Origin of the sequence: Phyllobacterium sp. A18/5-2, from assembly GCF_025452215.1 — a bacterium.
GTDB lineage: Bacteria > Pseudomonadota > Alphaproteobacteria > Rhizobiales > Rhizobiaceae > Phyllobacterium > Phyllobacterium sophorae.
Genome location: NZ_CP104967.1, coordinates 332218 through 358110 on the forward strand (window position 1 = coordinate 332218; position 25893 = coordinate 358110).

A 25893-nucleotide genomic window follows, 5' to 3' on the forward strand; every position below is an offset into this window, starting at 1 on the left:
TTATGTCGAGGCAAGCAATCCGATTGCCTGCGCGCGCTCCGCTGGACTTTGAATTGAACGTAGTTTTGCAGCCTTCGCCAGAATCTGGTTCTTCTGGTTTGCCGGCATGTCCGGCACATCAATCGCACGCGCACGTGCTGCATCTCCCGAAAGGCTCAAGATAATCATATAGTTGACGAAGTGGCGCTTTTCGGCCAGTGGAGACGCCACCACGCTATCCATACTGGTTGCCGCGCCTGGCAGATTGTTTGACAATGCCTGTGCCAGAGCAAGATTGGTCTTCGTGTCAAGATTGGCGGGCTGCAGGGCAAGTGCTTTTGCAAAAGCTCCCTGTGCTGCGGCACCCTCGCCAGCCAGAACGAGCGCCGTGCCGAATTTATTATAGGCCGATACCGAATTTATGGCTTGTGCTGCCGGGGCAAGCGTCCTTGCTGCGGCACCTGCCTCGCCGCGTTGTAATTGTACGGTTCCAAGCCCGAGAAGCGCATTGGCATCTTGCGGGTTGATTTGTAAGGCCGACCGATAGGCTTTTTCCGCGCCGTCTGGATCGCCATCCTTCATGCGCGCATTGCCAAGTTTTACATGTATGCTGGAGTCCGTTGTCGACATTTCAGCGGCTCGCTCGTAAAGAGCAAGCGCTGTACCGCTTTCGCCCTTGGCATCAATATCGCGGGCAATATTCAGCAGTTTGGATTGTTCATCGGCGGGTTTATCAGCGGCGCGCCGTTCAGCGGTCGTAGCGACGCAACCCGAAGAAACCACCCCTGCAAAAAGCAGCGACAAGAGAGCAAAACTGCGAAAACAACTCACGACCATGGGGATGCCCTTCTAGACCAGTTGATCATGTTCGTTGTCCTTACTGTGTTTGCTCGTTTTGTTCTTCTGAGCGCCGGCGCTGGCGCCGTTCTTCCGGTGCAGTTCCGTCAATGTAATTCTGGGCGGCTCGGGCGACGGGAGCAGCCATCGCCGGCCCCATTTCTCGCCCCTGTATCAGATCCTGTTTTCCGGCGGCCATGTGCTGCAGGTTGAGGTTATTTGAGCAGCCCGACGGCAGATAGACGGGATCGTCGGCCGTATCGGGTGTGATGCACGCATCAGGAACGAGAACGCTCTGAGTTGATCCTGATTTGTCATAGCCCTTTTTGACCACACCGGGCCTGGCATCCTTGAGGATCAGATAGCTGTAGTTCGGCGAATAGGGTTGCGGCTGGTTACCGACGCAGCTGGCAACAATACCCATGCACCCGAGCAAAGCTGCAAGACGGATCATTGGCTGCACGGCCCTTGCTGAGCAATCATTCAACATAGAAGCCATACCCCTTGTTGACGTTGTGCCTTGTTTTCTTGCGCGGAGAAGAAATGGTGCCGGAAGGACTGTCCAAAGGCGTTTTCAGATTTCGGGACGACGTTGGCGACACCAGATAGGGTGTTATGAGGATAACCAGTTCCGTCTCATTGCGCTGAAATCGCTTGGACTTGAACAATTCGCCAAGGATTGGCACATCGCCAATAACAGGCGTCTTGTCGATTGATCGCGTTTCCTGCCTTTGAAAAAGCCCGGCAATGGCGAATGTCTGGCCGCTGCCAACTTCCACGGTGGTGTCTGCACGCCGCACGCGCAACGAGGGAACAACCAGGCCGTTAATGGATACAACGCTGTCCTGGGAAACATTGCTAACCTCCGGCCGAACCTGCAGAGCTATGCGATCATTCGGCAAGAGTGTGGGTGTGAATTGCAGCGATACGCCAAATTGCTTGTACTCAATGCCAACCTGATCGTTGCCCACCGGGACTGGAACAGGAATTTCTCCGCCGGCAAGAAAGCTTGCCGTCTGGCCGGTGACGGCGGTGATGTTGGGCTCGGCGAGGATTGTCAGAACACCGTTCGATTGCAGGGCATCCAGCAGCACATTGACATTGACATGTTTACCCGAAACGCCGATGGCAGTCCCCCCACCCTCGCCGCTGGTATTGCCAGTCCTCACGATACCGAAAGAGAACGAGCCACTGTTGACAAAGGCGCTCCAGTCGAGCCCGTAGCGGGACAGTTCGTTGCGTGCGACTTCTGCAAATCGCACCCGGATGTTGACCTGATTGGGTCCGGAGATCGTGGTGTTGTTCAGCGCAGGCTTGTCGGGTTGTGAATAACTTTGCAGCACATTGTCGGTGTCGACGGCCTCGCCCACACTTTTGGTCTGACCTTTGCCGACAAACTGCTCGCCAAACAGACTGATATCGACCGTTGTGGTTGGCTGCAAGGCACGTGCCGATTGCTGGGCATCTCTCGGATTGCCGACAACACGAACTTGCACGGTGCCGCGCGTGCCCTGATCAGGGCTAAGGGCAATCAGATTGGTATTGCCGATTTTGGTGGCGTAAATATAAACCGCACCTGGCGATACCACGCGCACATCCGCAATGGAGGTGTCGGCAAGAAATACCGATTCCACCGGCTGGTCGAAACGCAATATCTGACCCTGCCCCATCGTCAATTTGAGCACCTGGCCCGCGGCGGCATCAACCTTTACCTGAGCATAAGCCGCTGGCAGGTAAGCGGCGATCGCCAGGACAAGGGCAACAATAAATCCGGACCTTTGCAAAATTCCGGATGTGCGCGCCTTTCGAAGAAAGGTTGGTCTGTCCATAGGGTAATTGTCCACCACATTTTGATGCTGCTGCGTACTGGAACCGGTCAAACGCTTGCTCACTTGGTTCCACTCATTTGGATCTGCTGCGTCTGGCTGGACAGTGGAAGCGCGATATAGCCGAGGGATTGCACACTGAACTCTGGCGCGATTTCTTGGTAGGACAGGACCGGCAGATTGATATCGTTCCTGATGAGGAGGTTTCTGATGGCTCGGCGGATATCCATTGCCGTTAGCAGCGTTCGCGTGAGCTCGCCATCATGACCACTAAACTTGCCCTTCAACTGTTCGATGATTGGTTTTGAGATTTCCTCCGGAATGTTGACCAGGGAGGCTCCCGATCCTTGCTGGAGGCAGGTGCGCACCGCATTTTCAGTCTCTCTGGTCAAGAGATAGGCAGAAACAATCCTGTTCATTTCTGAATGGCGGTGGCAGATCTGCCGTGCCAGTCCGATGCGCGCGTAGTCGCAAAGCGCATGGGGATTTTGTATCTGAGCTCCCCATTCAACGACGGCCTGAAGAATGACGCGCAGATTAATGATCGGAACATCCTCCTCGACGAGCCGGCGAAGAATTTCCGAAATTTTCTGCAGCGAGGATATGCCGACGGCCTCTTTTACCAGATCGCCATACTCATCCTCGACTTGCGACAGGAGGTATCTTGTCTCCTGCACATCAACAAAATCAGACGCATAGCGGCGCACGGCGCGCAGCAGTACTTCCATCAGCACCGCAACCGGTTCGTGGAACGTAATGCCGGCATCTTCCAGTTTTTGTCGGTGGCCGCTTGCAACCCATATGCTATTGATGCGTCCAATCAATGCGGTGCGGACCTGGTAGGGAATCGACATGAGATCAAGGTGGACCGGCTCGTCCGTCACCAAAAGATGATCAATCAGGATGATGCCATCGGTGACCGGCACATCCTCAAAGTCGATGCGGAACTGTTCGGCTTCCAGCACCATGTCGGATCGAATTGCGATTGAGGGTACCCGAACACCAATATCCGCAAAGATATCGCTGCGGACCTTCTCGATGCCTTCCCTCAGTGCTGGCATTGATGTGGTTTCGGCAATGGCCGGGCCAAGACAGATCACCAGGCGCTGCGAAGCGGACATGAGTCCAGATCCCTCATTTGTCAGGGCCTGGTGCGGCTTGGTGATGTTGCCGATCTGCACAAGTGTATCGCCATCGGCGTGCGCGCTTTGGTCGTACAATGCTCCGCCGCTCTTTTGAACGAGGTAGGCCAGACCCGCGGCCAAGCCCGCCAAGGTCCAGAACACCACTGTGGGAAAACCTGGAACAACACCGAAACCGAACAGGATCACCGCGGCCAGGGCCAAGGCGCGATGATTGGCTCCAAGCTGCCCGACGATCTCCGTCCCAAGATCTTCATTGCGGTCTGATGTCACTCGCGTCACAACTGTGCCGGCTGCCACTGCCATCATGAGTGCCGGTATTTGCGAGATCAGGCCATCGCCGACCGTGAGAAGCGAATAGGTGTGCGCCGCTTCGCTAAAAGGCATTCCGTGCTGCAACGACCCTATGGCAAGGCCGCCAATCAGGTTGATGGCGATAATAATCAGTCCGGCAACGGCATCACCTTTGACAAACTTCATGGCGCCATCCATGGCGCCATAGAACTGGCTTTCGCGTTCCAGACTTTGGCGTTTGCGTTTTGCCTCGGCTTGATCGATGTCGCCGCTGCGCGCTTCGCTGTCGATACTCATTTGTTTGCCCGGCATCGCATCCAGTGCGAACCGTGCTCCAACTTCAGCCACGCGCTCTGCGCCCTTTGTAATAACGACAAACTGCGCAATGGTGATGATCAGGAACACCACCAAACCGACCACAACTTCTCCGCCGATGACAAAATCACCGAAGGCCGACACAATTTGTCCGGCGTCGGCCTGCAACAGGATCAGACGGGTCGTTGTGATGGCAAGTGAAAGGCGGAACAAAGTTCCAAGCAGGATAATGGAGGGCAATGCGGAGAACTGCACGGGCTGGGAAATATAAAATGCGACAACGAAAATCAGCAAGCTGAATGCAATGTTCATCCCGATCAGCACATCGACAAGAAAGGTTGGCAAAGGGATGACCATCATGATGATCGCCAAAAGCATGAATGCCGCGATGACAATGTCGGATCGTTTCGATGCAGCCCGGGCAAAGCGGTTGAATGTGGCAAACACGGTCACGAGGGCAGCCTTTCCCTCACATAGTCCCGGAATGTCTTCTTTGCTTGCTCATGCTCTCCCCTCATCCATTGTGCCCGGCTTTTGAGCAACGTAAGGCTGGGGGAGGCGTTGCCTTCGATATCCTCGATCCTGTCAATCGCCGTCAGCGCCCGTGCGGCGGCTTCCGTTTCGACGAAGACCTCGGCGAGAGAGCGAAGCACGGCCGTTTCATGCGGGGCAATTTTGGCGGCCAGCAGCAGAAATACCAGCCCGCGCTCTGGCTGACCGGCCCGGCAATAGAGGTAGCCGAGACCGTGAAGAAACTCGACGCTGTCGCGGCGTTGCTGTGTCACTGGCTTTGTGCCTGAGCCAGCCGGTCTTGCAACTCGCGCCGATTGTTCATTTCTTCGGTCAACATTGAAGCCGTGATTGCTGCTATTTCCTCGTCAATGTCCAATTCCGGCAACAGGTCGTTAATGAGGTAGTTGAGGATTTCCTGTGAGCGCGACAGATCGAACACACCTGGATTGGCGCGTTTTGGCTTTCTCAAACGCCCTATTTGACCGATAAACGGATCTTTTGCGCGCCTGGCAGCCTGTTCCGAGCGCGCGAGTGATGCATCAAATGCTTTTGATTGAGCTTGATCGACCTTCGTGGCATCGGCACGTGCAGAAACGGAGCCGGTCTGCGCGCGAATTCGATCATCTTGCCGACGAATGTCGAGTGCCATTCATGTCCCCCGTTCCTGCGTAGTGCGTTTGGCTGGACCCGCACAGGACGCAGTCACACTTTGAATTGACGCCTAGTCCTTGCTGAAATCGGTTCCGATTTCAGCGGACATGCGTTGCCCGGTCGATCAAAATGTCAAAACAAACTCTTCGCCTTGCCGGCCAGCCACAAGACGGCCGTCACGAATGTCTTTGATAATCCAGCCGTCCTCCAGAGCGGCGCCCTTATAAAGCCTCGTTCCGTCGGAACTGATCGCATAGGGTGCATCGCCGAACCAGACTGCTTGCAAGTTGAACTTCGGATTTACTTTGGGCGCTTGCGCGCCCACGAGACTTGTCAGCACGTAGGTCCCGCCATAAGTGCGATCAAACCAGTTCTGGATCGTTCCCCAGCGATTGCGGTCATCTGCACCAAGATTGCCCGATACCGTCAGTCGTGTTCCTTGCGCCTCAACCTTAAGTTCACCAAGCCCCGCGTCCGCGAGCCTGCTTGTCAAGGAGGCGGCGACGGGACCCGCGGCGGGGAGCGCCGGAGTCCTTGCGGCAGTATCGGATTGTTCAATTGTAGGGTGGGCAAGCGCAGAATTCTTCGAGCCTAAAAAGTCACCAACTCCGGCCTGCACCGCCGCAATGGTCAGCAACGAAAGCGCCGCGCCGCCAATTGCTATCCAGCTTGCGCGCGGGTTCTTGCGTGCCTTGTCGCGTTCCAAGCGGGGAAATGACAATTCGATTGTTGCGCCGCCGATCTGAAAGGCACAGGGCATTGGACAGCGTAACCCGTGACCGACCGGCACGAGCGCGTCTGCGTCGATCAGGACATCACCGCCAATGGCCTCGATCATGACGTCGGCGCCCTCGCGTTGAAATGTCATATGATGGGAGGAAACGTCAGGGTCACTAAGCGTCAAGTCACAATCGGCGGCGGAACCGATCCGATATGTCTGTCCGTCGAGCGGCAGCGAAACGCCGTCGTGTATCCCGGCCGTTACCTTGAGTAACAGAACTGAACTTGGTGCCTGGAATCTGACGATCGAACCCATATCCACTGCCTCGTTTGCAAGGTATTCAATGTCTGGTCATGCGCTGTATGGTCGGGCGCAAACTGGCAAAAGACGCCCGGCTCACGTTGTCATCATGGGTGCAGACGGCGCGAACGCCGTCTGCAAGAAATCTCAAATCAGTTGTTAGGACGCTGCTTGGCAGCATCGAGCGCAACTTTTTTCTCGGTGGTGATTTCGGTAATTTTGGACGACTTCTCGATTGCTTTATCAAACGCCGCGGTCATTTTCTCGATCGAATTATCCGAGCTTTGTGACCCGCCCACACCTTGAACAGCCATGCTATTTCTCCTTGAGTAACAGTCATCATTTGAAGCAATCGTCGCTTCACACCGTCTTGGCGCCAGGCCCGCCGATAGACTCGCACGAACTATCTGGCAGCCGGTGATAGTATGAAAAAAATAGAGAAGGCAATTTTTACAAAGGTCAGTTCATATTACGGCTTGTAACGATAGTTGATCTCAAGATTGTATCAGTACAATCATTGCAATGCGAAATCAAAAACTAATTCAAAATTTGAAATATCATAAATAAATTACTTTACGACTGACAAAATTTGTCAGTACTATATCGCTTGATTCCGTTTATAGTTGCATTGCGCAAATTTTGCGGATGATATAGGGGCTATTGTCGCGCTTCGTAACAAAGGGTGCTTCGCATGACTATTCCGATAGCAGCTAGGCATTTGCGGGCACTCGCATACACTTGCGTGACTGCAGTCTTCATTTTGGGTGCACCAGATCAGGTCTTGGCCAATACGCCCGATTGGTCGGCAAAACCGTATTCCTATATCCTCATCAACCAGGACATCCGCGACGCTCTCAAGGAGTTTGGCCGCAATTTGAACCTTCCAGTTTCGCTCTCGGACAAGATCTCGCGGGCAAGTTCGAGGCGAGGTGCGGGCCGAAACCGCCGGAGCGTTTTTGACAAAACTGGCCGAGGCCAACGGGCTGGTCTGGTACTATGACGGATCGATACTGTACATCAATTCCAGTGACGAATTTGCGACACAGATCCTCGATGCAGGCCGCGCCGACGGGGCGAGGGTCATCGAAGAGGTCAAGCGACTGAGCCTGATGGATGACCGGTTCTCCATCAAATTTACCCCCAATGCATCGGCGCTTCGTGTGTCCGGACCACCGGCCTTTATCGCTATGGTTCAACAGGTTATTGCCAATGTGCAACCACCTCCCCTGGCGACGGCGGACGATCCGCGCGTGCGTGTTTTTCGCGGCGGCCAGAACAATGAGGTGACTGAAGACTTCGCTCCGCCGGAAACCAGGACCCCGAAAACAGATACCAGGCAGCGCCAGTCTTCTGCGACCACGCGTGCCAGGCAGCAAACAGGAGATCTATGACATGGCCAATCTATCAGTTTACAATGTTGCATCCCAGGCAGGTAACGCTGCGCCATCCCCTTCTGCGCCGCAGCAACAGTTCGAAGCTGCCATCAGCCAGGCCGTGACCAACGGGGGCAGTTCATTGATGGCGCAGGAGATGATGAAGGTGGCCAATGAGATGCTCAATGAAGCGATGTCGGAAGATGAATAATGGCAAACGATCAGCTTGCCGGCCGGCATGAGAGGAGCATTTGGCCATGACAGTCCTAGCCGTTGCAGCTTTAACCCCGACGAATGCGTCGAGTGCACAGTCGATTGCCTCGCAAAATCTTTTCGAGCACATGGCAGGCAATATCCATAAATTGCCCCATGGTGCCAGTCCTGCCGATCTTGGCCGCTCCCTCGTCGATGATCTGAAGGGGTTCGTCGAACGAACCGGTAAGTTTGCAAACCGCACCGATGAGGTGCGCAAGACAGCATCACAATCGTCCTTCCACAACGCTGCCCCTGGCAAGGAGCCGGCCAAAAGTGTGGAGGACCAGCAGGTCACACGCGTTGTCGAATCCCTTGGGACGATGTTTGATCACTCAATTGAAACACAAATGGTGGTGCGGGGAACGACCCAGGTATCCGGCGCCGTGAACACACTTGTCAAAGGACAGTAATCCCTACACGGAGACGCACCTGGTGCAGCGATTGCTGGCGCGATGCCTGGCTGTGGCTGCACTTTGTCTCCTCCTTCAGGCCTGCAAGGAAGACCTTTACACCAATCTTGAGGAGCGGGAGGCAAACGCAATGGTTGCGGTCCTGCTCCAAAGAGGGATCCCGCCGGCCGTGTGGTCCAAAAGAACGGCAAGTTGTCGGTCACTGTCGATGAGGACCAGTTTGCCCAGGCAGTCACGGTTCTTAACGAAGCCGGACTGCCGAAAGCACAGTTTGCAACGATGGGAAGCGTGTTCAAGCAGGAAGGATTGGTCGCCTCGCCCGTACAAGAACGCGCTCAGATGATTTATGCGTTAAGCGAAGAGTTGTCGCGGACCGTCTCGGAGATCGATGGCGTGGTGTCTGCCCGCGTGCATGTCGTCCTGCCTGACAATGATCCCTTGCAGCGCAACGCTGTTCCAGCGTCCGCTTCGGTGTTTATCAGGCATGAACCGAGCCTGGATATCAACACCCTCATCCCCCAGATCAAAACCTTGGTCGCCAATGGCATCGCCGGTCTGACATATGAAAAGGTCTCCGTCATTCCGGTGGCCGCAGCGACCACGAATCCGACAAACATGAACAGTGAACTAACATCGTTCCTGGGAATATGGATGTTGCCTGAAAGTGCAGCGAAAGCCAGATGGCTTTTTGGAGCATTGGTTGCCGCCGTGCTCGGGCTCGGCGCGGCACTGGGCTATCTCCTGCGGCAAAGAAAACGCCGGCGCATTTACCCCCTCGTTCCCGTTGAGCCGGCAAAGTGAGCGAAATCCCGCAGAGACAAAATGAAGCGAACCTTGCGACCGCTGCGCAGGACTGGACAGACATGATGGCGGCGCCTGCCCGATATGTGCATCCCGAGAGGATAGTCGCCTGTTATAAGGGCGCAATTACCCTCGAGATCGCCACCGGTTTGCAGGCGTCAAAGCGCATCCAGCGGCACCTGGCCATCTTGCTCACGGCGCATTTTGAGCTATCTGCCCTGCCGGATCTGGCACAACCTGATGACGCGGATCTCCTCTTGATGACGTCTCCGGCTGAACAGATCAGTGATCTTGTTCTGCTTGCCGGTGCAATTTTCTGGTCACACACCTTTGCTTCGGAAATCAGAACCAATGCGGTGGCGGAGATGAAACGCCGCGTTGGCGAGACGGGTTTCCAAAGAGCACTCGCCAATCGAGACCTTGCCAGCAATCTGCCAGGACCAAATGACCTCGGCGCGCTTGAGGCGATGGTGACGAATGATGGACTGGGCTGTATTGCTGGCTGGCATGAGGCGCTTGCGGCCCGCTTGAGGCCCTGGGCCCGGCTGAAACATGCCAATGACAGTGTGCTTACGCCGTCGCTCGATGCAGCACATCGCAAGCTTGGCCCGTTGATCATGCGCAGATTGGCGGCAAGCCTTCCGTCACCAATCCCGCAGGATGAGGTGCAATGACACAGCTTCCAGCCGTACCCGCTACGAAGATTATTCGCCAGGAGGAGGTCCAACATTGGCTCGACGGCTATGCGTTTGTCGCCGCCGCCAAGGCCGAAGCGCAAGCGCAAATGGATAAAATGAGCGAGATTTGCGAAGCCAGCCGCAAAGAGGGTTATCAAACTGGCTTTGAGCAGGGTGCGCGTGAGGCCGCCGCTTTGCTGACAGCAACCACCGCCCGCGTAAACAGCTATGTTGCCACGCTCGACCAGCAAATTGTTGATCTCAGCCTGTCCATTATTACGAAGATTTTCGGCAAGTTCGATGATGCGGACCTGGTCGCCAGACTGGCTGAGCACGCACTGCAAGGATTTCAACGCGAGCGCGATATCACCATCAGCGTGGCGCCAGATATTGCCGAAGAGGTTTCACAGCGAATCAATTCCGAATACGCCCATGAATCGCTCAACATCACAGTTTTGGCCGACCCGCATTTGCGCGGGACGAAATGTGTGCTTTCAAACGCGATTGCCGTCATTGATGCAGGTCTTGAAACACAGCTTGCCGCCATACGGGAGGCGCTTGTCGACCATCCAGCCAAAGATGGGGCCTCATAATGACGCAGAAATTTACCGCGCCCGATCTCGACCAGCTGATGGGGCGACTGCAAGATGGCGCATCGAAGGTTGAGACCAGACCCGTTCGCGGCCGCATTCGCAAGATCACCGGCATCATCGTGCATGCCAGGGTATCGATGGTAAGAATTGGCGAATACTGTCACCTGCGCGACCCGGTTTCGGGCCGCATTGTGCCGGCCGAAGTTGTGGGCTTTCAGGACGATGAGGCCGTCTTGACGCCGATTGGCGACCTTGACGGCATGTCGACGCGCGCTGAGGTAATTCCGACAGGTAGAACACTGCAGATCCCCGTCGGTCCGCAATTGCTGGGATGCGTTCTCAATCCACTTGGAGAGGCGATGAATCGGACAGGTTCTGCGTCTACGCCCCTGCAGGCCGATACCTATTATCCCACACACAATGTTCCCCTGCAGCCGCTGCAACGCGACCTTGTTGAGGATCCGCTGCAGCTTGGGATAAAGGCGATTGACGGGCTGCTTACAGTGGCGCGCGGGCAGCGCATTGGCATATTCGGTGAAGCTGGGGTGGGCAAGTCCTCACTGCTTTCCAGCATTGTGCGCGGAACCCAGGCAGATGTTGTCGTCATTGCGCTGATCGGCGAACGGGGCCGGGAGGTGAGGGAATTTATTGACATTCAACTCGGGGATGAAGGACGAAAACGATCTGTCGTTGTCGTTGCAACTTCCGATCGTCCGGCAATAGAGCGCGTCAAGGCCGCCTATGGTGCAACCGCGATCGCTGAATATTTCCGCGACCAAGGACAACATGTGCTGCTTTTGATGGACAGCGTCACCCGTTTTGCCCGCGCGCAGCGCGAAATTGGCCTTGCTGCTGGCGAGCCACCGACCAGACGCGGATTTCCCCCTTCCCTGTTTGCAGCACTGCCGCGCCTGCTTGAGCGTGCCGGGCCGGGCATCGGCGGATCCATCACCGGACTTTACACCGTGCTCATCGAAGGCGATGGAACACTCGATCCTGTTGCCGAAGAGACCAAGGCCATACTCGATGGACACATTGTGTTGAGCGCCGATCTTGCGCAACGTGGCCACTTTCCAGCTATCGATGTTTTGCGCAGTCGCAGTCGCCTGATGGACGCGGTGGTGACGAGTTCACATCGAACCAGCGCGACCAAACTTCGCGAGTTGATGGCCCGTTACGAGGATATCGAATTGTTGCTGCGCGTGGGGGAATACAAGCGTGGCGGCGACGTGCGATCGGACGAAGCACTCGATCGGCACGCGCGGATCGAACAGTTTCTGCGTCAAGAGAGCCATGAATATTTTGGCTTGGCCGAGACGCAATTACAGTTGCAGGAACTTCTCGCATGAGAGAGAAAAACCTGCACACGCTGATCAAGTTGCGGAACGTTCGCATGAGGATTGCTGAGGAATCCTCGGTCCGCCAAAAACGCGTTCACGATCAAGCGGCCATTGCGGTGGATCTGGCTGCCCGTCAGATCGTTCAAAATGCAGAAAAACGGCTCAGCCGTGAAACTGCCATCTACGAACAACTGTCGAACCGGACAGTGGGACGCCAAGAACTCGAACAGCATCTGGATGCGCTTTCTGCCCTGGACTATCACGCATCTGCACTGCGGCAACTGGAAGAACAGGCAAGGCTCCAACTGGCAGTGGAGGCTCAAAAGAGCCAGGAAGCAAGCGCCGCGCATCTGGCCAGGCTTCAACAATGCGACAAACTGAAAATTCTGCTGGCCAAACAATCTGCCAAGAACAACCAGTATGTCAGTCTGCTGGCTGAATTGGATGATGAGGACCAGCGGCACTTACCCGCAGTTCATAAAGGGTCTTGAGGGTGAACAGACTGCAAGAAGCTCAAGGATTTTCGCAATCCACCGGGGAAATGTCAGACGATCTGGCGTGGTTGCCTGTCGTTGCCCCCAGCCACGTAGACATTCTGAACATGTTTCGGCGCGATACCACGCCTTTGCGTGTGAATATCGCGGGTCTCGATGGGCATTTGCTGCTCGCCGACCGTGACCATCCAATTGGCAATCCTGTTGCAATGCCGGTGACGGTCGGGCCATGGCCCTTAAGGCTGATCTTGCCGGGGGAAACGCTGAAGCGTTTGCTGCAAGCGTCCGGCGTGGTGGTCAGCAATGCGGCCGAATTGGCGCCGCTACAGCGCGCCATCCTGATCGAATATGTGTTGACGGAGCAATTTATTGAGCTCGAAGCGGCAATCGCCCAGCCCATTCATATCGATTGGCAACACCAGGTCGCAGATTTTGACATCGTCCTGCCATGGGTCATTCATTTCGATGATTTCCAGTGCAATGCGGAATTGCATTTGACCAGCGATGCAGCGCGTGCGCTTGGACGGCTGAGGGAGCGTTCCCGAAGCAATGACAATGCGGCGCTGGCATCTGCCATTGCGTTCCCCATACAGCTTTGCGCCGGAACGCAGGAACTGGCGGTCTCGGAGCTGAAGGATTTGCGTCTTGGCGATGTGATCCTGCGGGAACAACCTTTTGGCACCGATCCTTTCGTCGTTCTGTCGGGCCGTTTTTTTGCGCCCGTCAAACCGGATGGCAACAGCTATATCCTTGTCGCCGATTGGCGGTCATTCAACAAAAGCCAGGAATCGCCGATGAAATCCCAAACCAAAATGGATACTGCCGGATCAACCGAAGATTTGGGCCAGCTTGAAGACCTGCCTGTGCAGCTGGTTTTTGAAATTGGCCGCTATGAATTGCCCTTAAGCGAGCTTCGAAAGCTCGGCGAAGGCAGTATCCTGCCTACAGCGCCAAGTACGACAAACGCTGTGAATATCCTGGCAAATGGGCGATTGGTGGGTAACGGTGAACTGGTAAAAATTGGTGCTGGCCTTGGCGTAAGGGTAGTGCGGCTGTCCAAGAATGGGTGAGTACCAGGCCAATCTCATCCCCATTATTGTTATTGTCTCGACCATCGGGCTCATTCCGCTCGCGGTCGTGACGATGACAGGCTTTTTAAAGATTTCGATTGTGCTGTTTTTGATAAGGAATGCTCTTGGCATCCAGCAATCCCCGCCAAATCTGGTGTTATATGGTATTGCACTTATCTTGACGGTTTATGTGACAACGCCGCTGGTCGGTGAAATGTACCGGATCCTTGAGGCGCAACAAGTCGATTTGCAGTCGGTGGACAGCATGAAATCAGCCGCCGAAGCCCTGCGCCCGCCACTGCAGTCTCACCTTTCAAAGTTCACCGACGACAATGAGCGGCAGTTTTTCATGCAGGCGACCGAAAATGTCTGGTCACCAGAAGCTCGGGCCGATCTTAGGCCGGACAGCCTGCTCGTACTCATTCCGGCGTTCGTCAGTTCAGAACTGACACGCGCATTTGAAATCGGCTTTTTGCTCTATCTGCCCTTCCTGGTTATCGATCTGATCGTATCGAATGTCCTCATGGCGATGGGCATGATGATGGTGTCGCCAACGCTCATCTCGATACCTTTGAAGATTTTTCTGTTCGTTGCAGTCGATGGATGGTCGCGACTGATGCACGGACTCATATTGAGTTACGGATAGCTGGCGATGGGTCAAACAGCTTTCCTTGCCCAGATGCAAAACGCGCTGCTGACCGTATTGTTGGCATCTGCGCCCGCACTGGCAGTCGCCATCATTATTGGTATCGCGGTGGGGCTGATCCAGGCGCTGACCCAGATACAGGATCAGACGCTGCCACAGGCCGTCAAGCTCGTCGCCGTGATGCTCACACTTATCGTTCTTGGGCCGACACTGGCGTTGCAGGTTGCAAACCTTGCAAGTCATGTTCTGGATAGTTTTCCTGCGATGACGCGGTAGCGGTCATGGATGCCGCCTTAACTACATCATCGTTGTTCGCCCTTGCCTATCCGCTTATTATTGCTACGGCTATTGCGGTGGCGCGTGCTCTTGGGATGATTGTCGTCACGCCAGCATTCATTCGCCTGGGCCTGACCGGATTGATCCGTTCCGGCGCCGCAATTGCCATCTGCATTCCCGCCATACCCGGTATATTGAACTCGCTGCTTGTTGAGGGCCCGATGAGCAGCTTGCTCATCACCGGACTCCTTGTAAAAGAAGTGCTGGTCGGCACCATTATAGGGATAGCATTTGGTATCCCATTTTGGGGCGCTGAAGTTGCCGGAGATCTGGTTGATCTGCAGCGCGGCTCCACCTCCGCGCAGTTGATTGATCCACTGCAGGTGAGCGAAACGAGCATAGCCGGCACCTTATTTGTGTTTGCCTTGCTTGCGCTGTTCTTCATGTCGGGCGGCTTCCTGCTGCTCGTCGACGGATTTTACAAAAGCTATGAGATTTGGCCCGCTGCAAAGTTTGTTCCCCTGGTGAATGTCCAGGCTGTCCCCGCTTTGCTCGGCATCTTGGACCGCATCATGCAGATCGGTGTCCTGCTGATCGCTCCGGTCGTCCTGGCGCTGTTGTTGGCGGATGTCATGTTGGCCTACCTTTCACGCATGTCGCCGCGGTTGCACATTTTCGACCTGTCGCTGGCTATCAAGAACTTGCTCTTTTCGTTGTTGATCGTGCTCTATATCGCCTATCTTGTCCCGTACATGATGGCAGAACTGAAAGAACTTCGCGGCACGTCCGAAATCATTCGCGCGCTTGTTGCCCCGCAGCCCGACAAGACCCCTTGACCTGATCCCGCACCGGCCGGCAAGCCCAAAAATTGCGCATTTTTTCCATCCGAATCGTGAATGACCGGCGAATGACCGGTGTCGCGTGAACAGAATGCGTTTGCCAAATGCGTGGCACGGGACCATCATTGCTGGCGTTGATTGCCACCCCAACAAAGCATTCAGGCCAGGGAGCATCGCATTGGCACAGCCCATCAACACTGTTGGATCACAGCAGGCACTCGAAAACACCTGGAACGATGAAAACGCGGTACAGAAATTTGAACGCGCACGCGAAAGTGCCTCGCGTGAGCACCGGGACAAATTGTTCGGCCGGCCACGGCCCAATGCCGTCGAGCTGGGGGTAGGTACAGCATTCGCCGATAACAATTTTGGGCCGGGCACCACCGACAAGGATCCTCTTTTCTTCACCAAGCATACAGCCCAGCCTTCAGCCGGTCATCGGCAGACCAGGACAGAAACGAAGAGCGTTCTTCAGTCCCCGCCAAACCCTCACCTGGTACGATATGCGGCAGGGCCAGCTATACTTGTTTGCATGATGCTGCTGCTGGCCGTCGGTCTTTATTTTGCCTGACAGGATGCGCCTCGCAGGCGGGCGGCAATCATCCGTTCGTTGAATATATTTGGTCGACGGTCCAGACGCATCGACCCGATGTTCGCTCACCGATTGTGGTCGATCAGGTCACCGGGATGCCGATGCCAAGTTCGGCAAGCACCACGTCGATCTGTGTGACGGATAACGGCATAGCCTCGCCTGACTGAATCCTGTCGGCAGTGCTTGGAACGTAAACCCCGCTGCCAGTATGCTGATAGTTCCGTTCGCCAGGATCAGTGTAGTTAGGGTCATTGCGGGCGGTGACGGTGAGCTTGGAAACATCGCCGCCGAAATCGTCGAGCGTATGGTGCAAATTGTCCCGAAGAGCTTCGAGCGCTTCCTTTGGCAGATTGTTTAACCAGTTCACAAATTTTTGCCGCTCGGCTGGCTGATCGAAATCATAACCCTTCATCTGGGCATATTTTGCCAGCATTGGCACAGGGCTGTGCCCGTCACCGCTCTGGTCCACCAGAGCAGCGGCGGCTGTCTCGTCAAGACCAGCATGAGCAAGGAAGTTTTTCGATGTATCCGTCATATAGATGTTGGAATTGCGGGCGCCGCCGACAATCATCTGGCCGATAACCGCTGCGCCGACGATGACAAGACCGGCGGGACCGAACATCGTGCCGGTACCCAGTGCGGCCATGACGGTTCCCCCGCGGCGGCTGCAGATAGGCTGCCCAGCAATGGATCGCCGGCTTTGAAATAGTCGAGCGCGTTCCAGGCATCGAAGGCACCACTGAGAGCGCCAAGGAACTTGACGGCCGGTCTGCTGCTACTGCCAAAATGCCTGACGGACGCCGAGTCAGGATCGATCCGCTCCATTCCGCCCAGAATCTCCACGCTGCGCTGCCCAAGACCAGCAAGATCGATGACCACCTTAAGACCGTTCTTCAGGGTCGGATCATTTTGCAGATTTGTCGCCGAATTGCTCAACGTGGCGCCGGTTGCTGCAACCCCCACCATGCGAAGCAACTGACCGGGGACCGCCGTATTGGCAAAGGACTTCACTCCATTTGAACTGCGCAGATCGTTAAGATCACTGTCCAATTTGGCCATTTTCGACTCGGCTTGTTCGATGCTATCGCCTGGTTCGGGCATCGATGTTTTCAGCGCATCGATGGCTTTGTTCATGTCGCCTTGGGGGATACCCAGCAATGTAGACACTTTGCCGTCCCTGAGGTGTTCAAGGCTGGCCCCGGCCCTTTCGATGGATGCCGGATTATGGGTATTCAGCTCGCCAAAGGACGGCAGGACCATGCGCCGGACAATCTGCGTCGTCGCCTCCTCGGTCAATTTGCGGCCACGATCCGTCAACCGGGCCTGGTTACCCAGAAAATTCAAAACCTGAGGTTCATCGAGCAATTCGGGCTTCTTCTTCATAGCGATATCAATCGCCATTGCTGTCTTTTCGTCCGACAATATCTGATTAATCTGGTTATCGGCAGCCGCTTGCTGGGAAGCCAATTCAGGAGGCAGATCGCTAAGCTGCGTGATTTGTGTCAGGAGTTTTTCACCTCTGGCTGCAATGTTGTCTTCGAGGCGCTTCTCCGTTGCTGTCCATTCGGTGCCCTTTTTGGGTCTTGTAATCTTTGATCGCTTGCGCGAGTTGCTCCGGTGTCATCGCTGCACCATGATTTTTGATCAACCACTGCAGCTCCTGCATATGGGTGGCGTAGGCGACCACATCCCTGTTCACCGTGCCCGTCGCATATTGCTTCACGCCAGGCGTAATATTTTGGGTCACGAAGGTCGAACTTGCCGATGAACTTTGAGCGGCCACGGCAATTGGATAGTCGAGGCTTGAACCATCGGCAATCGCTGGCGGAATGGAATTTGGATGATAGCCACCCAGCTCGGCGAAACCTTCAACAATCGCGTCAGCTCCAGGCGTTCCCGATATGCGATTGATAACCTTCATCATATCGGCTTGACCGTTGAGGCCTATCAATTGACCGCCAATTTCCTCTTGCCTTCTGCTATTGGCAGCCTTGATCGTTGGCATGGCCGCCGTGACCAAATCGACGGCAAGCGAAGGGTTAGCACCCTCGGTAAGCTTCTCCAGATTCATCATCGTCGTTGCCGCATCGCCCTGGTCGCTGACAGCAGTCTCGGGGTCGTAGTCGGCAAGCGGCCGGGCCGCCCACGTGGCAGCATTTTTTACAATTTCGCCGGCATCCTCCGAGCGCGCAAGCACCTGTTGCACATCCGGAGCCGCAGAATTGTATGCTTGATTCAACTGGATAAAAGCTTCATCTGGATTACCGGTCGTGCTGGCTGCATCAATGATGCGCCGCGCTTTTTTCTTCAACGTCCACGCCAGCGTGGGTGGATGAGCGCAAGGTGATACCCGTATCCCTTGCTGCAGTTTCAATCGCTGTTTGGGCCGGGGTGGCATCTTGCCAGTCGCGATCGTAAAGGCGCTGCAGAGCTGTCGCTCGTGCGTCCTGTGGCAATTGCCCGACGTAGGTTTTCACATCGCCGGCGATACGTTGGCTTTCGGCCTGGTAATCAATATTGGCATTGTCCGAATATTGGACTTGATTACCGCGATTGTAGATATCTTTGGTCAGTACCACTTCCGGATCGGATTGAAGACCGTGTGCCTGGATCGCCGCCGCAACGGCGGTGCCAGCCGGTCCGGCGTCGAGCCAGTCACTTTGTGCAAGTCGCAGCGCCGCCGCCTGCCTTTGCGAGGCTGGCAAATTGTCGAGATAGGTTGCGACTTGCTGCTGCATAGCCGTGGTCTGCGCCTCATCGTCGACCTGTGACGGATCAACCGCATAGGCAAGCTGATTGCCCCAATCATAAAGGTCGCTGATGAATGCAGCCTCGCCTTGCGGCACTCCGTTGCGGTTCGTCGCACCGTTTGCCACAACCTCTGGTGAACTTTGCGGCACGATCAAAACCTCGTCAGGTGCGATTACTTCGTTGCCAGTAATCTTGTTGGTCGCAAGAAGATCCCCTAGGCTGACATGGTTTTCGCTCGCGATAGTCCAAAGATTATCCCCCCGTTCGACAACAACCGTCTTTTTCTTTAACAGGATCGAGCCTGTTAGGGCCGCCCGCCTCAGCACGCTCGCGTACCGCCTGATTGATCTGTTCGACAAAGAGCCGTTGCTGTTGATCCGAAACGGCCGCAGTCCGATTTCCGGCTGCATTATAGCGGCTGCTTCCATCACTATCGATTCGGTACGACATGGACGATCTCCTGGTTGTGTGTACTTCGCAAGCTGGAGCCACCGCTTGCGACCAGTGCAACTGAGATGACAAGTTTCTGCATGATCGACAGTGTGGGTAACGGTTTGATGACATGATGCGGTCATTGCGGCGTTGCCGGTATTGTAACAATCGCAGGATGTCGACCCGGCCCCTTGGTGTCGCACCGAGGTGTTGTCCATTGTTTGAATTAAGGCGCAGAATGACACCGCTCCGGTTTTCAGGAGAATTGAAGCGCGACAGCGTTCCATTCAGCCATGGCCTTGCGGCGACGGGTGCGAATTTGTGAAGCGGATCGATTTGCACGGGATGGGATGAAGAGGTTGCGGACGGTGGAGAAGATTGACAGGAATTGCTGTAAGGCCCCGATGGATCGAAACCCTTGCCGTGTTCGCTCCCGTTTTCGAAACGGCAGATGGGAGTTCTCTGCACGGTTGTTCAGCCCCTTATGAGACCGGTGCTCGACATGCGGCATGACCTGGCACTTTGCCGCTCCACAAGAGCGCAGCTTATCGGTGACCATGCGCTTGGGTGCAACGCCCTGCTTCTTCAGCAGACGGATCAACAGGCGCCTGGCGGCCTTGGTATTCCTACGGTTCTGCACGATTTCATCGAGAACGTATCCGTCCTGGTCGACAGCCCGCCAGAGCCAGCATTTCCTGTCATTGATCCGCACGACAAGCTCATCGAGATGCCAGACATCATCATGCGAAGGCGGCTTGCGGTGTAAGCGGCGTGTATAGTCAACGCCGTGTTTGCGACACCATCGACGGATCGTCTCGTAAGAGACGATGATGCCGCGCTCGAGCATCATCTCTTCGACTTCGCGCAGGCTGACGTTGAAACGAAAGTATAGCTTGTGCGGGCGACAATCTCGATGGGAAAACGATGGTTCTTATACGTTGGGGCTGTCTGGCTCATCCGAAACGCCTAACGCAGAACCGTTGACGAAAAATCAATGTGACAACACCGGCGGAACTGCTGTCCCACTTCAGCGAAATACGCATCTAGCCCAGCCAGTTTTCGATCCGCAGGGCGCGGATGCGCGTGAACTCCCCGGTATTGGCCGTCACCAGCACCGCCCCCAGTGCATAGGCATGAGCGGCGATGAACAGGTCATTCGGGCCGATGGGCTTTCCAGCGGCTTCCAGTTCGGCACGGATACCGCCGTATTCGGCATCAGCGGGCACATCGAGCGCTAGCACTGGCAAGCTCCCAAGGATGGCCTCGATCTGCGCCAGCAGCTTCGGAGATCCCTTCTTGGCGCAACCATATCGCAGCTCTGCGGCCGTGATGATGCTGATGCAGATCGCATCCGGCCCAACTTCGGCGATGCGTCTGGTGACAGCGCCGTGCGGGTTGCGCGCCAGCTCGGACACGATGTTGGTGTCCAGCATGTAGCGTTTGCTCACAGGTCGATATCCTTCAGCGGCAACAGGGTATCATCAATCTCAGGGAACTGATCTGCCCGCCCGAGCGGTTCCAGACCGGCCAGTACTTCCAGCAGGTTCTTGCGGCGCACCGGCTCGATGATGAGCCGATCACCCTCCCGATGGATCATCACCCGGTCGCCGGGAAGCTCGAAGTCGGCCGGGATACGCACGGCCTGGCTCTTGTTGTTGCGGAAGAGCTTGGCCTCCCGTGGCGGCTCTTGCTCATGGTGTCGGAGTTGGGGCATGTTGACCTCTTTTTGCATATACAAAGACATATACACGGCAGCGAGGTAGATTACAAGTAGCTCGCGGTCGCCCGCTGGCGCGGAATGCGGAACACATTGTCCCAATCAAACGGCAGTCTATTTGGGCCATAATCCGCCCAGTAAAATCAAGGTGTTGCTAGGGTGTAGTCACATTGATTTTTCGTCAACGGTTCTGCGTTAGGCGTTTCGGATCATCGTTTTTCCCATCGAGATTGTCGCCCGCACAAGCTATACTTTCGTTTCAACGTCAGCCTGCGCGAAGTCGAAGAGATGATGCTCGAGCGCGGCATCATCGTCTCTTACGAGACGATCCGTCGATGGTGTCGCAAACACGGCGTTGACTATACACGCCGCTTACACCGCAAGCCGCCTTCGCATGATGATGTCTGGCATCTCGATGAGCTTGTCGTGCGGATCAATGACAGGAAATGCTGGCTCTGGCGGGCTGTCGACCAGGACGGATACGTTCTCGATGAAATCGTGCAGAACCGTAGGAATACCAAGGCCGCCAGGCGCCTGTTGATCCGTCTGCTGAAGAAGCAGGGCGTTGCACCCAAGCGCATGGTCACCGATAAGCTGCGCTCTTGTGGAGCGGCAAAGTGCCAGGTCATGCCGCATGTCGAGCACCGGTCTCATAAGGGGCTGAACAACCGTGCAGAGAACTCCCATCTGCCGTTTCGAAAACGGGAGCGAACACGGCAAGGGTTTCGATCCATCGGGGCCTTACAGCAATTCCTGTCAATCTTCTCCACCGTCCGCAACCTCTTCATCCCATCCCGTGCAAATCGATCCGCTTCACAAATTCGCACCCGTCGCCGCAAGGCCATGGCTGAATGGAACGCTGTCGCGCTTCAATTCTCCTGAAAACCGGAGCGGTGTCATTCCGCGCCTTAATTCAAACAATATGACAACACCCAGTTTTTTTCGCCTATTACGATTGGTTCCAATATGTCTTCTGTGGACGCCCCGTAGAATGCAAGACAATTTTTTGGATGAATTGCGGGGAGTCGAGCATGACTTCTGTCCGGCCTCTAATACGGCCATTCAGATGCCGCCGGCCCATACGGGAGTGCGTAGATCGGATCCAAAATCTACAATGCGCGTTCGAGACGCATAGACAATTTCCTGGTTTACCGATCCCGTCCCATCGACTGTTGCGCCATATCAATCCTTCGGCTGCCCTACACTCTCGGCGACCTCTGACCGTGAACGGCTATGCCGTCCCGACCGGAGCTTTGTAAACCTCAACCTTTGCCATCAGTGCCCAGACGATGCGGGCCATCTTGTTGGCAAGAGAGACAATCACCAGCATACGTGGTTTGCAGGCGATCATGCGTGCCAGTCACGATCCTTTGGGAGCACCACGGCGGGCCGCCTGCGCGACGACGGCGCATGCTCCGATCATCAGCAGGCGTCGCAATGTTCGCTCACCCATTTTTGATATTCTGCCGATCTTCTGCGACGCAAGCCTGCTTCGTATTCCGCCCAGTTCGTAACCCTGAATTTCATCTTCGCGATGTGGTGACGGTGAGCGGCATTGTATTTGTTCGGCATGAGACCACGATCGATATGGGAACTGCTCCTCTATCTATCTCGAGACCGTTCACAAGTTATCTACGCACCAACGCCCCATAAGTCCGCAAAGAGTACGGGCTCGCTGTTTCAGGCGCAAATACAGCCCGTCACCTCCTGGGACGGCGTACCGCTCTCACCTTCCCGCTGCTTCCGCCTCCGCAGAAGAACTGATCGCCACCATCCGACCTCGAGTCCCGATACGCCTGTTCCAGGCGGCATCTCGAGCCTCTCCAGGACTGCGCCCGTCTCAGGATCGACGCGCCTGACATCGCTTTCGTCACCCTCCCAGGTGCCATGCCACAGTTCTCCGTCTATCCAGGTGACCCCTGTGACGACGCGCCTGGACTCGATGGTACGAAGAATCTGCCCTGTTAGGGGATCGATTTGATGGATCTTGCGGCCCTGATGCTGACCCACCCACAATGTGCCTTCGGCCCAGGCGAGCCCGGAATCGCCACCCTTGCCGGGCGCCGGGATCGTGGAGAGAACACGACCAGTCTTCGGATCTATTTTCTGGATGCGGTCTTCAGCGATCTGGTAAAGATACCGCCCGTCGAAAGCCGTCCCCGCATGCGCGGCGACTTCAATGGTCCGAACTGTGTTGCCACTCACCGGATCAAAGGCGTTCAGCTTGTCGCCGGACGCAAACCAGACGCTCTGGCCGTCAAACGTGACGCCGTGCACGTGGTCGGTTTCCGGAAAGGGTCCATATTCACGAAGTATCTCGGCAGCGGAGCTTTTCATGATTGTATCCTGATCCTGTCAATTCGACCATACTAGTCACTCGGCAGCGGACCGGGGAGTAACAAAATAGTCGGGAACCCTGGCACGGGCGGTGTTATCCACCGGCGCGCTCGCCCGCGCCCAAACGACTGCACCTTGCCTGTGGTTGCAAGCTGGTCGAGCGCCCGCTGGATGGTGCGCGGGCTGGCTCCCAGCACAATCGCCAAGGCAGAGCTCGACCACGCCTCACCGTCAGCAAGACAGGCGAGCACATCGGCATGGCGTTCTTCAACGGGCGGGGCCAGTGTGACGACGTCGCTTGTGTCACGCGGCTCGAGCACAAAGCCACGCTTCGTCGCGCTGACCTCGGCAAACGGCCCGATCTCGGCGCGCAATCGCCCGACCTCGACCCGCAGCCGCGCACGATGCGATCTCGTCGACGTGTTTTCCTCCAAAGGCGCGTGCGATCAGTGTGCTGCGTGCCGCGTCTTCTGGCCATGCTTCAGCCAATGCCCGGGCCAGCGCGAACAATACCGGGCGCGTCGCCAGCGAAACTGTTGACCCTGACTTGCGCACGGCGTGGCGGCACGCGTCCACGACGAGCGCACCCGACGCCAGCAGTGCTTCAACGCCTTCGATCAGCAGGGGGTGTTCTGCGCCGCGCGCGATCAATCGTGCTGCAGGCGTATTAAAGACGAGAAATGCGCTTTCGACCTCCGCCGTCAGAGCGGGAATGTCAGCCAGGTGAGCGGCTTGTTTTGCCTGTGAAAGCGCGGCGCGAGCCGCCTTCGTATCCAAGCGCCGGATAGCGATGCCCGCGACCACCAATGCGTGGGCCGCTTTTGAGGCAGGAGGCAGCGGCCCAGGATGAAGCGCGGCGAGTGTGCGCTCGGCCTCGTCGATGCGGCCGATCAGCAGCAGGCGCCGCACTTCGAGATTGCGCGCATGCGCGGCATTAACGCCGTCGCCGTGCGCTTCCAGCGCCGCCCGCGCTGCATCGAGCGCTTTGGCCGGCCAGGAGAGGTCGCGCGAGACGAGTGCGATCTCGGCTTCGGCGACGACACATCGCGCCCGTGCCACCGCCTCTTTGTGGCCGAACGCGCGCCCGGCACTTTTCAGGAGCGCTTTTGCTCGAACGAAATCGCCGAGCTGCGCCATCACAATGCCTCTGAGCGCGAGCGCTGGCGCGTCGTCACGCAAGGCGACCCGCTTCAATACCCCGAGGAGATCACCTGCCGCGAGAGCGCGCGCCGCGGCTGTGATCATCGAGTCCATCGGAATCCCGTCATACTTGTAACTCCCGTGGTTTGATACCCGGCGCTAAGATCAATGCATGACCAACAACTTCCGCGAAACTTACGTTGCGCGAAATAGATGACCGATCAACCCCACAAGCGAAAAGAGACGAGAATGACCCACCGAACCGCGACCCGTGAAGAATGGCTGACAGCACGGCTTGACCTGCTCGAAGCGGAGAAGGAGCTTACGCGCCAAAGCGACAAGCTGGCGCAGCGACGCCAAGCGCTGCCATGGGTCCGCATTGACAAACAATACCGATCTGAGACCGATGGTGGGAGCGCCGCGCTGCCAGACCTCTTCCATGGACGCTCGCAGCTCCTCGTCTACCACTTCATGTTCGGGCCCGACTACACCGCAGGGTGCCCGTCCTGCTCGGCAATCGCGGACGGGTTCAACGGCATCGTGGTCCACTTGGCCAATCACGACGTTGCGTTTACGGCAGTGTCACAAGCTCCCCTTGCAAAGTTGCGTGCCTACAAGCAGAGGATGGGCTGGAGCTTCCCCTGGACGTCCTCGCTTGGCGGAGAGTTTAACTTTGACTTCAGCGTTTCACTCACCGAGGAGCAACAGCGCGAGGGGGCACAATACAACTACCGCCGCGAGGCGGCGTGGGCGCAAAGCGGAATTGGCGACTCATTGACGAAACGGGGTGAGGGGCCTGTCGCCCAAATCGCGGCGATGACCGGAACCGACGTGGCCAGATACACACGCGAGAGACCGGGCGTGAGCGCGTTCGCACTTGAGGACGGCATCGTCTACCACACCTATTCCACCTATTCGCGCGGATTGGACGGGCTTTGGGGCATGTTCCAGTGGCTCGACCGCGCTCCAAAGGGGCGCAACGAGACGGGGATCTGGTGGCGCCGCCACGACGAGTACAACACGTGATTTCCTCCGAGAGGTTTCCTACGATGAATGCTGCTGAGCATGAACCTGCAGGCGGCTGTGCGGGAAGCGCCAACACGACCGCCCTTGGCGCTGCCGATTGGCTATCGCTCGCGGCCACGCCCACCTTCGCAATCATGGCGCTGCTGACGTTTCTTGGCGGCACGCCGGACATGATCTGCTCGGTTGTGCAAGATGCGTCACCACTGGGCGGAATGGTCCCGATGTACTTGCTCATGAGCGCATTGCATTTGACGCCTTGGCTGAAGCTGGTTTCCAGCCGGCGGCGCGGTGTTTGCCAGTCATGATCCGATGCCAGATCAAACTGCAATTTTGGCGCGCGACCTCGTGGAAGTCCTCACGTCCCAAGGCAGTCCGTCGGTCACCCCGGAAGCGGATTCTTTCAACAAGTTGAAAACTCGGTATGGCTGACATCAGCATTGCACAGTTACAGGTGGCCTGTTGTGGCAGTGACGTTCAGCTGCTGAGGCTAGGGGAATGTTGCAAATTCCGCACGCACGGATCATAACGAGGCAGAGCCTAACGTCG

General features: G+C 56.3%; 28 protein-coding genes and 7 pseudogenes. 16 read left to right on the top strand and 19 right to left on the bottom strand.

What is annotated here, in order from left to right; genetic code table 11:
• The 8 genes from N8E89_RS20075 to N8E89_RS20110 form a co-directional block, all read right to left on the bottom strand.
• Positions 1-816, bottom strand: coding sequence for a tetratricopeptide repeat protein (locus tag N8E89_RS20075; RefSeq protein ID WP_262262942.1), 816 nt, complete (start codon positions 814-816; stop codon positions 1-3).
• A gap of 40 nt (positions 817-856) precedes the next feature.
• Entirely contained in the window at positions 857-1270 is a 414-nt protein-coding gene (locus N8E89_RS20080) for a hypothetical protein (protein ID WP_262262943.1), read from the bottom strand.
• 25 nt (positions 1271-1295) lie between these two features.
• Positions 1296-2645 (bottom strand): type II and III secretion system protein family protein, encoded by a 1350-nt coding sequence (locus N8E89_RS20085; protein WP_262262944.1) that lies wholly within the window; start codon positions 2643-2645, stop codon positions 1296-1298.
• A gap of 59 nt (positions 2646-2704) precedes the next feature.
• The gene (gene sctV, locus N8E89_RS20090) at positions 2705-4846 is read right to left on the bottom strand and encodes a type III secretion system export apparatus subunit SctV (protein WP_262262945.1); all 2142 of its coding nucleotides are present in this window, start codon (positions 4844-4846) and stop codon (positions 2705-2707) included.
• A complete protein-coding gene (locus N8E89_RS20095) occupies positions 4843-5178 on the bottom strand; it encodes a type III secretion protein (protein WP_262262946.1) in 336 nt (111 codons plus the stop codon). The genes sctV and N8E89_RS20095 overlap by 4 nt, the downstream gene beginning before the upstream one ends.
• Positions 5175-5555 (bottom strand): hypothetical protein, encoded by a 381-nt coding sequence (locus N8E89_RS20100; protein WP_262262947.1) that lies wholly within the window; start codon positions 5553-5555, stop codon positions 5175-5177. Before N8E89_RS20100 ends, N8E89_RS20095 begins: the two co-directional genes overlap by 4 nt.
• Positions 5556-5681: 126 nt before the next feature.
• Positions 5682-6593, bottom strand: coding sequence for a SctD/MshK family protein (locus N8E89_RS20105; protein ID WP_262262948.1), 912 nt, complete (start codon positions 6591-6593; stop codon positions 5682-5684).
• Positions 6594-6730: 137 nt separating this feature from the next.
• Positions 6731-6892 carry a hypothetical protein gene (locus tag N8E89_RS20110; RefSeq protein WP_166648363.1) on the bottom strand — a complete coding sequence of 54 codons (162 nt, stop codon included), beginning with the start codon at positions 6890-6892 and terminating at the stop codon, positions 6731-6733.
• Between the two features lie 642 nt (positions 6893-7534).
• Between N8E89_RS20110 and N8E89_RS20115 the strand changes: the two genes are divergently transcribed.
• The 13 genes and pseudogenes from N8E89_RS20115 to N8E89_RS20175 all read left to right on the top strand — a co-directional run bounded on the left by N8E89_RS20115 (position 7535) and on the right by N8E89_RS20175 (position 15923).
• Entirely contained in the window at positions 7535-7969 is a 435-nt protein-coding gene (locus tag N8E89_RS20115; protein WP_262262949.1) for a hypothetical protein, read from the top strand.
• A gap of 1 nt (position 7970) precedes the next feature.
• Positions 7971-8162 (top strand): hypothetical protein, encoded by a 192-nt coding sequence (locus N8E89_RS20120; protein ID WP_262262950.1) that lies wholly within the window; start codon positions 7971-7973, stop codon positions 8160-8162.
• Between the two features lie 46 nt (positions 8163-8208).
• Positions 8209-8616 (top strand): hypothetical protein, encoded by a 408-nt coding sequence (locus tag N8E89_RS20125; protein ID WP_262262951.1) that lies wholly within the window; start codon positions 8209-8211, stop codon positions 8614-8616.
• Between the two features lie 19 nt (positions 8617-8635).
• Positions 8636-9417, top strand: a pseudogene (gene sctJ / locus N8E89_RS20130) (type III secretion system inner membrane ring lipoprotein SctJ).
• Complete coding sequence (locus N8E89_RS20135; RefSeq protein WP_262262952.1) at positions 9414-10091, top strand: type III secretion protein; 678 nt, start codon at positions 9414-9416, stop codon at positions 10089-10091. The pseudogene sctJ and the gene N8E89_RS20135 overlap by 4 nt, the downstream one beginning before the upstream one ends.
• On the top strand, positions 10088-10687 hold the full coding sequence (sctL, locus tag N8E89_RS20140; RefSeq protein ID WP_262262953.1) for a type III secretion system stator protein SctL: 600 nt from the start codon (positions 10088-10090) through the stop codon (positions 10685-10687). Before N8E89_RS20135 ends, sctL begins: the two co-directional genes overlap by 4 nt.
• Complete coding sequence (locus tag N8E89_RS20145; protein ID WP_262262954.1) at positions 10687-12036, top strand: FliI/YscN family ATPase; 1350 nt, start codon at positions 10687-10689, stop codon at positions 12034-12036. Before sctL ends, N8E89_RS20145 begins: the two co-directional genes overlap by 1 nt.
• Complete coding sequence (locus tag N8E89_RS20150) at positions 12033-12518, top strand: hypothetical protein (protein WP_262262955.1); 486 nt, start codon at positions 12033-12035, stop codon at positions 12516-12518. Before N8E89_RS20145 ends, N8E89_RS20150 begins: the two co-directional genes overlap by 4 nt.
• 2 nt (positions 12519-12520) lie before the next feature.
• Complete coding sequence (sctQ, locus tag N8E89_RS20155; RefSeq protein WP_262262956.1) at positions 12521-13591, top strand: type III secretion system cytoplasmic ring protein SctQ; 1071 nt, start codon at positions 12521-12523, stop codon at positions 13589-13591.
• The gene (sctR, locus tag N8E89_RS20160) at positions 13584-14237 is read left to right on the top strand and encodes a type III secretion system export apparatus subunit SctR (RefSeq protein WP_262262957.1); all 654 of its coding nucleotides are present in this window, start codon (positions 13584-13586) and stop codon (positions 14235-14237) included. The genes sctQ and sctR overlap by 8 nt, the downstream gene beginning before the upstream one ends.
• A 6-nt stretch (positions 14238-14243) precedes the next feature.
• Positions 14244-14513 (top strand): EscS/YscS/HrcS family type III secretion system export apparatus protein, encoded by a 270-nt coding sequence (locus N8E89_RS20165; RefSeq protein WP_113173598.1) that lies wholly within the window; start codon positions 14244-14246, stop codon positions 14511-14513.
• 5 nt (positions 14514-14518) lie between these two features.
• The gene (gene sctT / locus N8E89_RS20170; protein WP_262262958.1) at positions 14519-15349 is read left to right on the top strand and encodes a type III secretion system export apparatus subunit SctT; all 831 of its coding nucleotides are present in this window, start codon (positions 14519-14521) and stop codon (positions 15347-15349) included.
• Between the two features lie 181 nt (positions 15350-15530).
• Positions 15531-15923, top strand: coding sequence for a hypothetical protein (locus N8E89_RS20175; protein WP_262262959.1), 393 nt, complete (start codon positions 15531-15533; stop codon positions 15921-15923).
• A 103-nt stretch (positions 15924-16026) separates the two neighbouring features.
• Here N8E89_RS20175 and N8E89_RS20180 read toward each other — a convergent pair whose 3' ends face one another.
• From N8E89_RS20180 to N8E89_RS20210, 7 genes and pseudogenes are all read right to left on the bottom strand, one after another.
• Positions 16027-16590 (bottom strand): hypothetical protein, encoded by a 564-nt coding sequence (locus N8E89_RS20180; protein ID WP_262262960.1) that lies wholly within the window; start codon positions 16588-16590, stop codon positions 16027-16029.
• Positions 16512-17345 carry a hypothetical protein gene (locus N8E89_RS20185; protein WP_262262961.1) on the bottom strand — a complete coding sequence of 278 codons (834 nt, stop codon included), beginning with the start codon at positions 17343-17345 and terminating at the stop codon, positions 16512-16514. The genes N8E89_RS20180 and N8E89_RS20185 overlap by 79 nt, the downstream gene beginning before the upstream one ends.
• 112 nt (positions 17346-17457) lie before the next feature.
• Positions 17458-18255 carry a hypothetical protein gene (locus N8E89_RS20190; RefSeq protein WP_262262962.1) on the bottom strand — a complete coding sequence of 266 codons (798 nt, stop codon included), beginning with the start codon at positions 18253-18255 and terminating at the stop codon, positions 17458-17460.
• Complete coding sequence (locus N8E89_RS20195; RefSeq protein ID WP_262262963.1) at positions 18227-19021, bottom strand: LysM peptidoglycan-binding domain-containing protein; 795 nt, start codon at positions 19019-19021, stop codon at positions 18227-18229. The genes N8E89_RS20190 and N8E89_RS20195 overlap by 29 nt, the downstream gene beginning before the upstream one ends.
• A 362-nt stretch (positions 19022-19383) precedes the next feature.
• Positions 19384-20084, bottom strand: a pseudogene (locus N8E89_RS20200) (IS6 family transposase).
• Between the two features lie 86 nt (positions 20085-20170).
• Positions 20171-20575 carry a type II toxin-antitoxin system VapC family toxin gene (locus tag N8E89_RS20205; protein WP_262262964.1) on the bottom strand — a complete coding sequence of 135 codons (405 nt, stop codon included), beginning with the start codon at positions 20573-20575 and terminating at the stop codon, positions 20171-20173.
• Positions 20572-20841, bottom strand: a complete 270-nt coding sequence (locus N8E89_RS20210) for an antitoxin (protein WP_262262965.1) — start codon at positions 20839-20841, stop codon at positions 20572-20574. The genes N8E89_RS20205 and N8E89_RS20210 overlap by 4 nt, the downstream gene beginning before the upstream one ends.
• A 249-nt stretch (positions 20842-21090) precedes the next feature.
• Between N8E89_RS20210 and N8E89_RS20215 the strand changes: the two are divergent.
• Positions 21091-21726 (top strand): annotated as a pseudogene (locus N8E89_RS20215) (IS6 family transposase); the annotation flags it as partial.
• 349 nt (positions 21727-22075) lie between these two features.
• On the opposite strand, the pseudogene N8E89_RS20220 reads toward N8E89_RS20215, so the two are convergent.
• The 4 pseudogenes from N8E89_RS20220 to N8E89_RS20235 all read right to left on the bottom strand — a co-directional run.
• Positions 22076-22339: pseudogene (locus N8E89_RS20220) on the bottom strand (IS110 family transposase); the annotation flags it as partial.
• Positions 22312-22416 (bottom strand): annotated as a pseudogene (locus N8E89_RS20225) (IS5/IS1182 family transposase); the annotation flags it as partial. The pseudogenes N8E89_RS20225 and N8E89_RS20220, both read right to left, overlap by 28 nt.
• A gap of 128 nt (positions 22417-22544) precedes the next feature.
• A pseudogene (locus N8E89_RS20230) lies at positions 22545-23181 on the bottom strand (PQQ-binding-like beta-propeller repeat protein).
• A 32-nt stretch (positions 23182-23213) separates the two neighbouring features.
• A pseudogene (locus N8E89_RS20235) lies at positions 23214-24435 on the bottom strand (helix-turn-helix domain-containing protein).
• Positions 24436-24570: 135 nt separating this feature from the next.
• Here N8E89_RS20235 and N8E89_RS20240 point away from each other — a divergent pair.
• Together N8E89_RS20240 and N8E89_RS20245 are read left to right on the top strand one after the other, a co-directional pair.
• Positions 24571-25347, top strand: a complete 777-nt coding sequence (locus N8E89_RS20240; RefSeq protein WP_262262966.1) for a DUF899 domain-containing protein — start codon at positions 24571-24573, stop codon at positions 25345-25347.
• A 23-nt stretch (positions 25348-25370) separates the two neighbouring features.
• Positions 25371-25652, top strand: a complete 282-nt coding sequence (locus N8E89_RS20245; RefSeq protein ID WP_262262967.1) for a hypothetical protein — start codon at positions 25371-25373, stop codon at positions 25650-25652.
• Positions 25653-25893 lie beyond the last annotated feature (241 nt).

Excerpts from the sequence above, each read along its gene's own strand:
- N8E89_RS20075 (WP_262262942.1), bottom strand. The coding sequence starts at position 816 with ATGGTCGTGAGTTGTTTTCGCAGTTTTGCTCTCTTGTCGCTGCTTTTT.
- N8E89_RS20080 (WP_262262943.1), bottom strand. The coding sequence starts at position 1,270 with ATGATCCGTCTTGCAGCTTTGCTCGGGTGCATGGGTATTGTTGCCAGC.
- N8E89_RS20085 (WP_262262944.1), bottom strand. The coding sequence starts at position 2,645 with ATGGACAGACCAACCTTTCTTCGAAAGGCGCGCACATCCGGAATTTTG.
- N8E89_RS20100 (WP_262262947.1), bottom strand. The coding sequence starts at position 5,555 with ATGGCACTCGACATTCGTCGGCAAGATGATCGAATTCGCGCGCAGACC.
- N8E89_RS20105 (WP_262262948.1), bottom strand. The coding sequence starts at position 6,593 with ATGGGTTCGATCGTCAGATTCCAGGCACCAAGTTCAGTTCTGTTACTC.
- N8E89_RS20110 (WP_166648363.1), bottom strand. The coding sequence starts at position 6,892 with ATGGCTGTTCAAGGTGTGGGCGGGTCACAAAGCTCGGATAATTCGATC.
- N8E89_RS20120 (WP_262262950.1), top strand. The coding sequence starts at position 7,971 with ATGGCCAATCTATCAGTTTACAATGTTGCATCCCAGGCAGGTAACGCT.
- N8E89_RS20125 (WP_262262951.1), top strand. The coding sequence starts at position 8,209 with ATGACAGTCCTAGCCGTTGCAGCTTTAACCCCGACGAATGCGTCGAGT.
- sctL (WP_262262953.1), top strand. The coding sequence starts at position 10,088 with ATGACACAGCTTCCAGCCGTACCCGCTACGAAGATTATTCGCCAGGAG.
- N8E89_RS20145 (WP_262262954.1), top strand. The coding sequence starts at position 10,687 with ATGACGCAGAAATTTACCGCGCCCGATCTCGACCAGCTGATGGGGCGA.
- N8E89_RS20150 (WP_262262955.1), top strand. The coding sequence starts at position 12,033 with ATGAGAGAGAAAAACCTGCACACGCTGATCAAGTTGCGGAACGTTCGC.
- sctR (WP_262262957.1), top strand. The coding sequence starts at position 13,584 with ATGGGTGAGTACCAGGCCAATCTCATCCCCATTATTGTTATTGTCTCG.
- N8E89_RS20165 (WP_113173598.1), top strand. The coding sequence starts at position 14,244 with ATGGGTCAAACAGCTTTCCTTGCCCAGATGCAAAACGCGCTGCTGACC.
- sctT (WP_262262958.1), top strand. The coding sequence starts at position 14,519 with ATGGATGCCGCCTTAACTACATCATCGTTGTTCGCCCTTGCCTATCCG.
- N8E89_RS20180 (WP_262262960.1), bottom strand. The coding sequence starts at position 16,590 with ATGGCCGCACTGGGTACCGGCACGATGTTCGGTCCCGCCGGTCTTGTC.
- N8E89_RS20185 (WP_262262961.1), bottom strand. The coding sequence starts at position 17,345 with ATGGCGATTGATATCGCTATGAAGAAGAAGCCCGAATTGCTCGATGAA.
- N8E89_RS20210 (WP_262262965.1), bottom strand. The coding sequence starts at position 20,841 with ATGCCCCAACTCCGACACCATGAGCAAGAGCCGCCACGGGAGGCCAAG.
- N8E89_RS20240 (WP_262262966.1), top strand. The coding sequence starts at position 24,571 with ATGACCCACCGAACCGCGACCCGTGAAGAATGGCTGACAGCACGGCTT.
- N8E89_RS20245 (WP_262262967.1), top strand. The coding sequence starts at position 25,371 with ATGAATGCTGCTGAGCATGAACCTGCAGGCGGCTGTGCGGGAAGCGCC.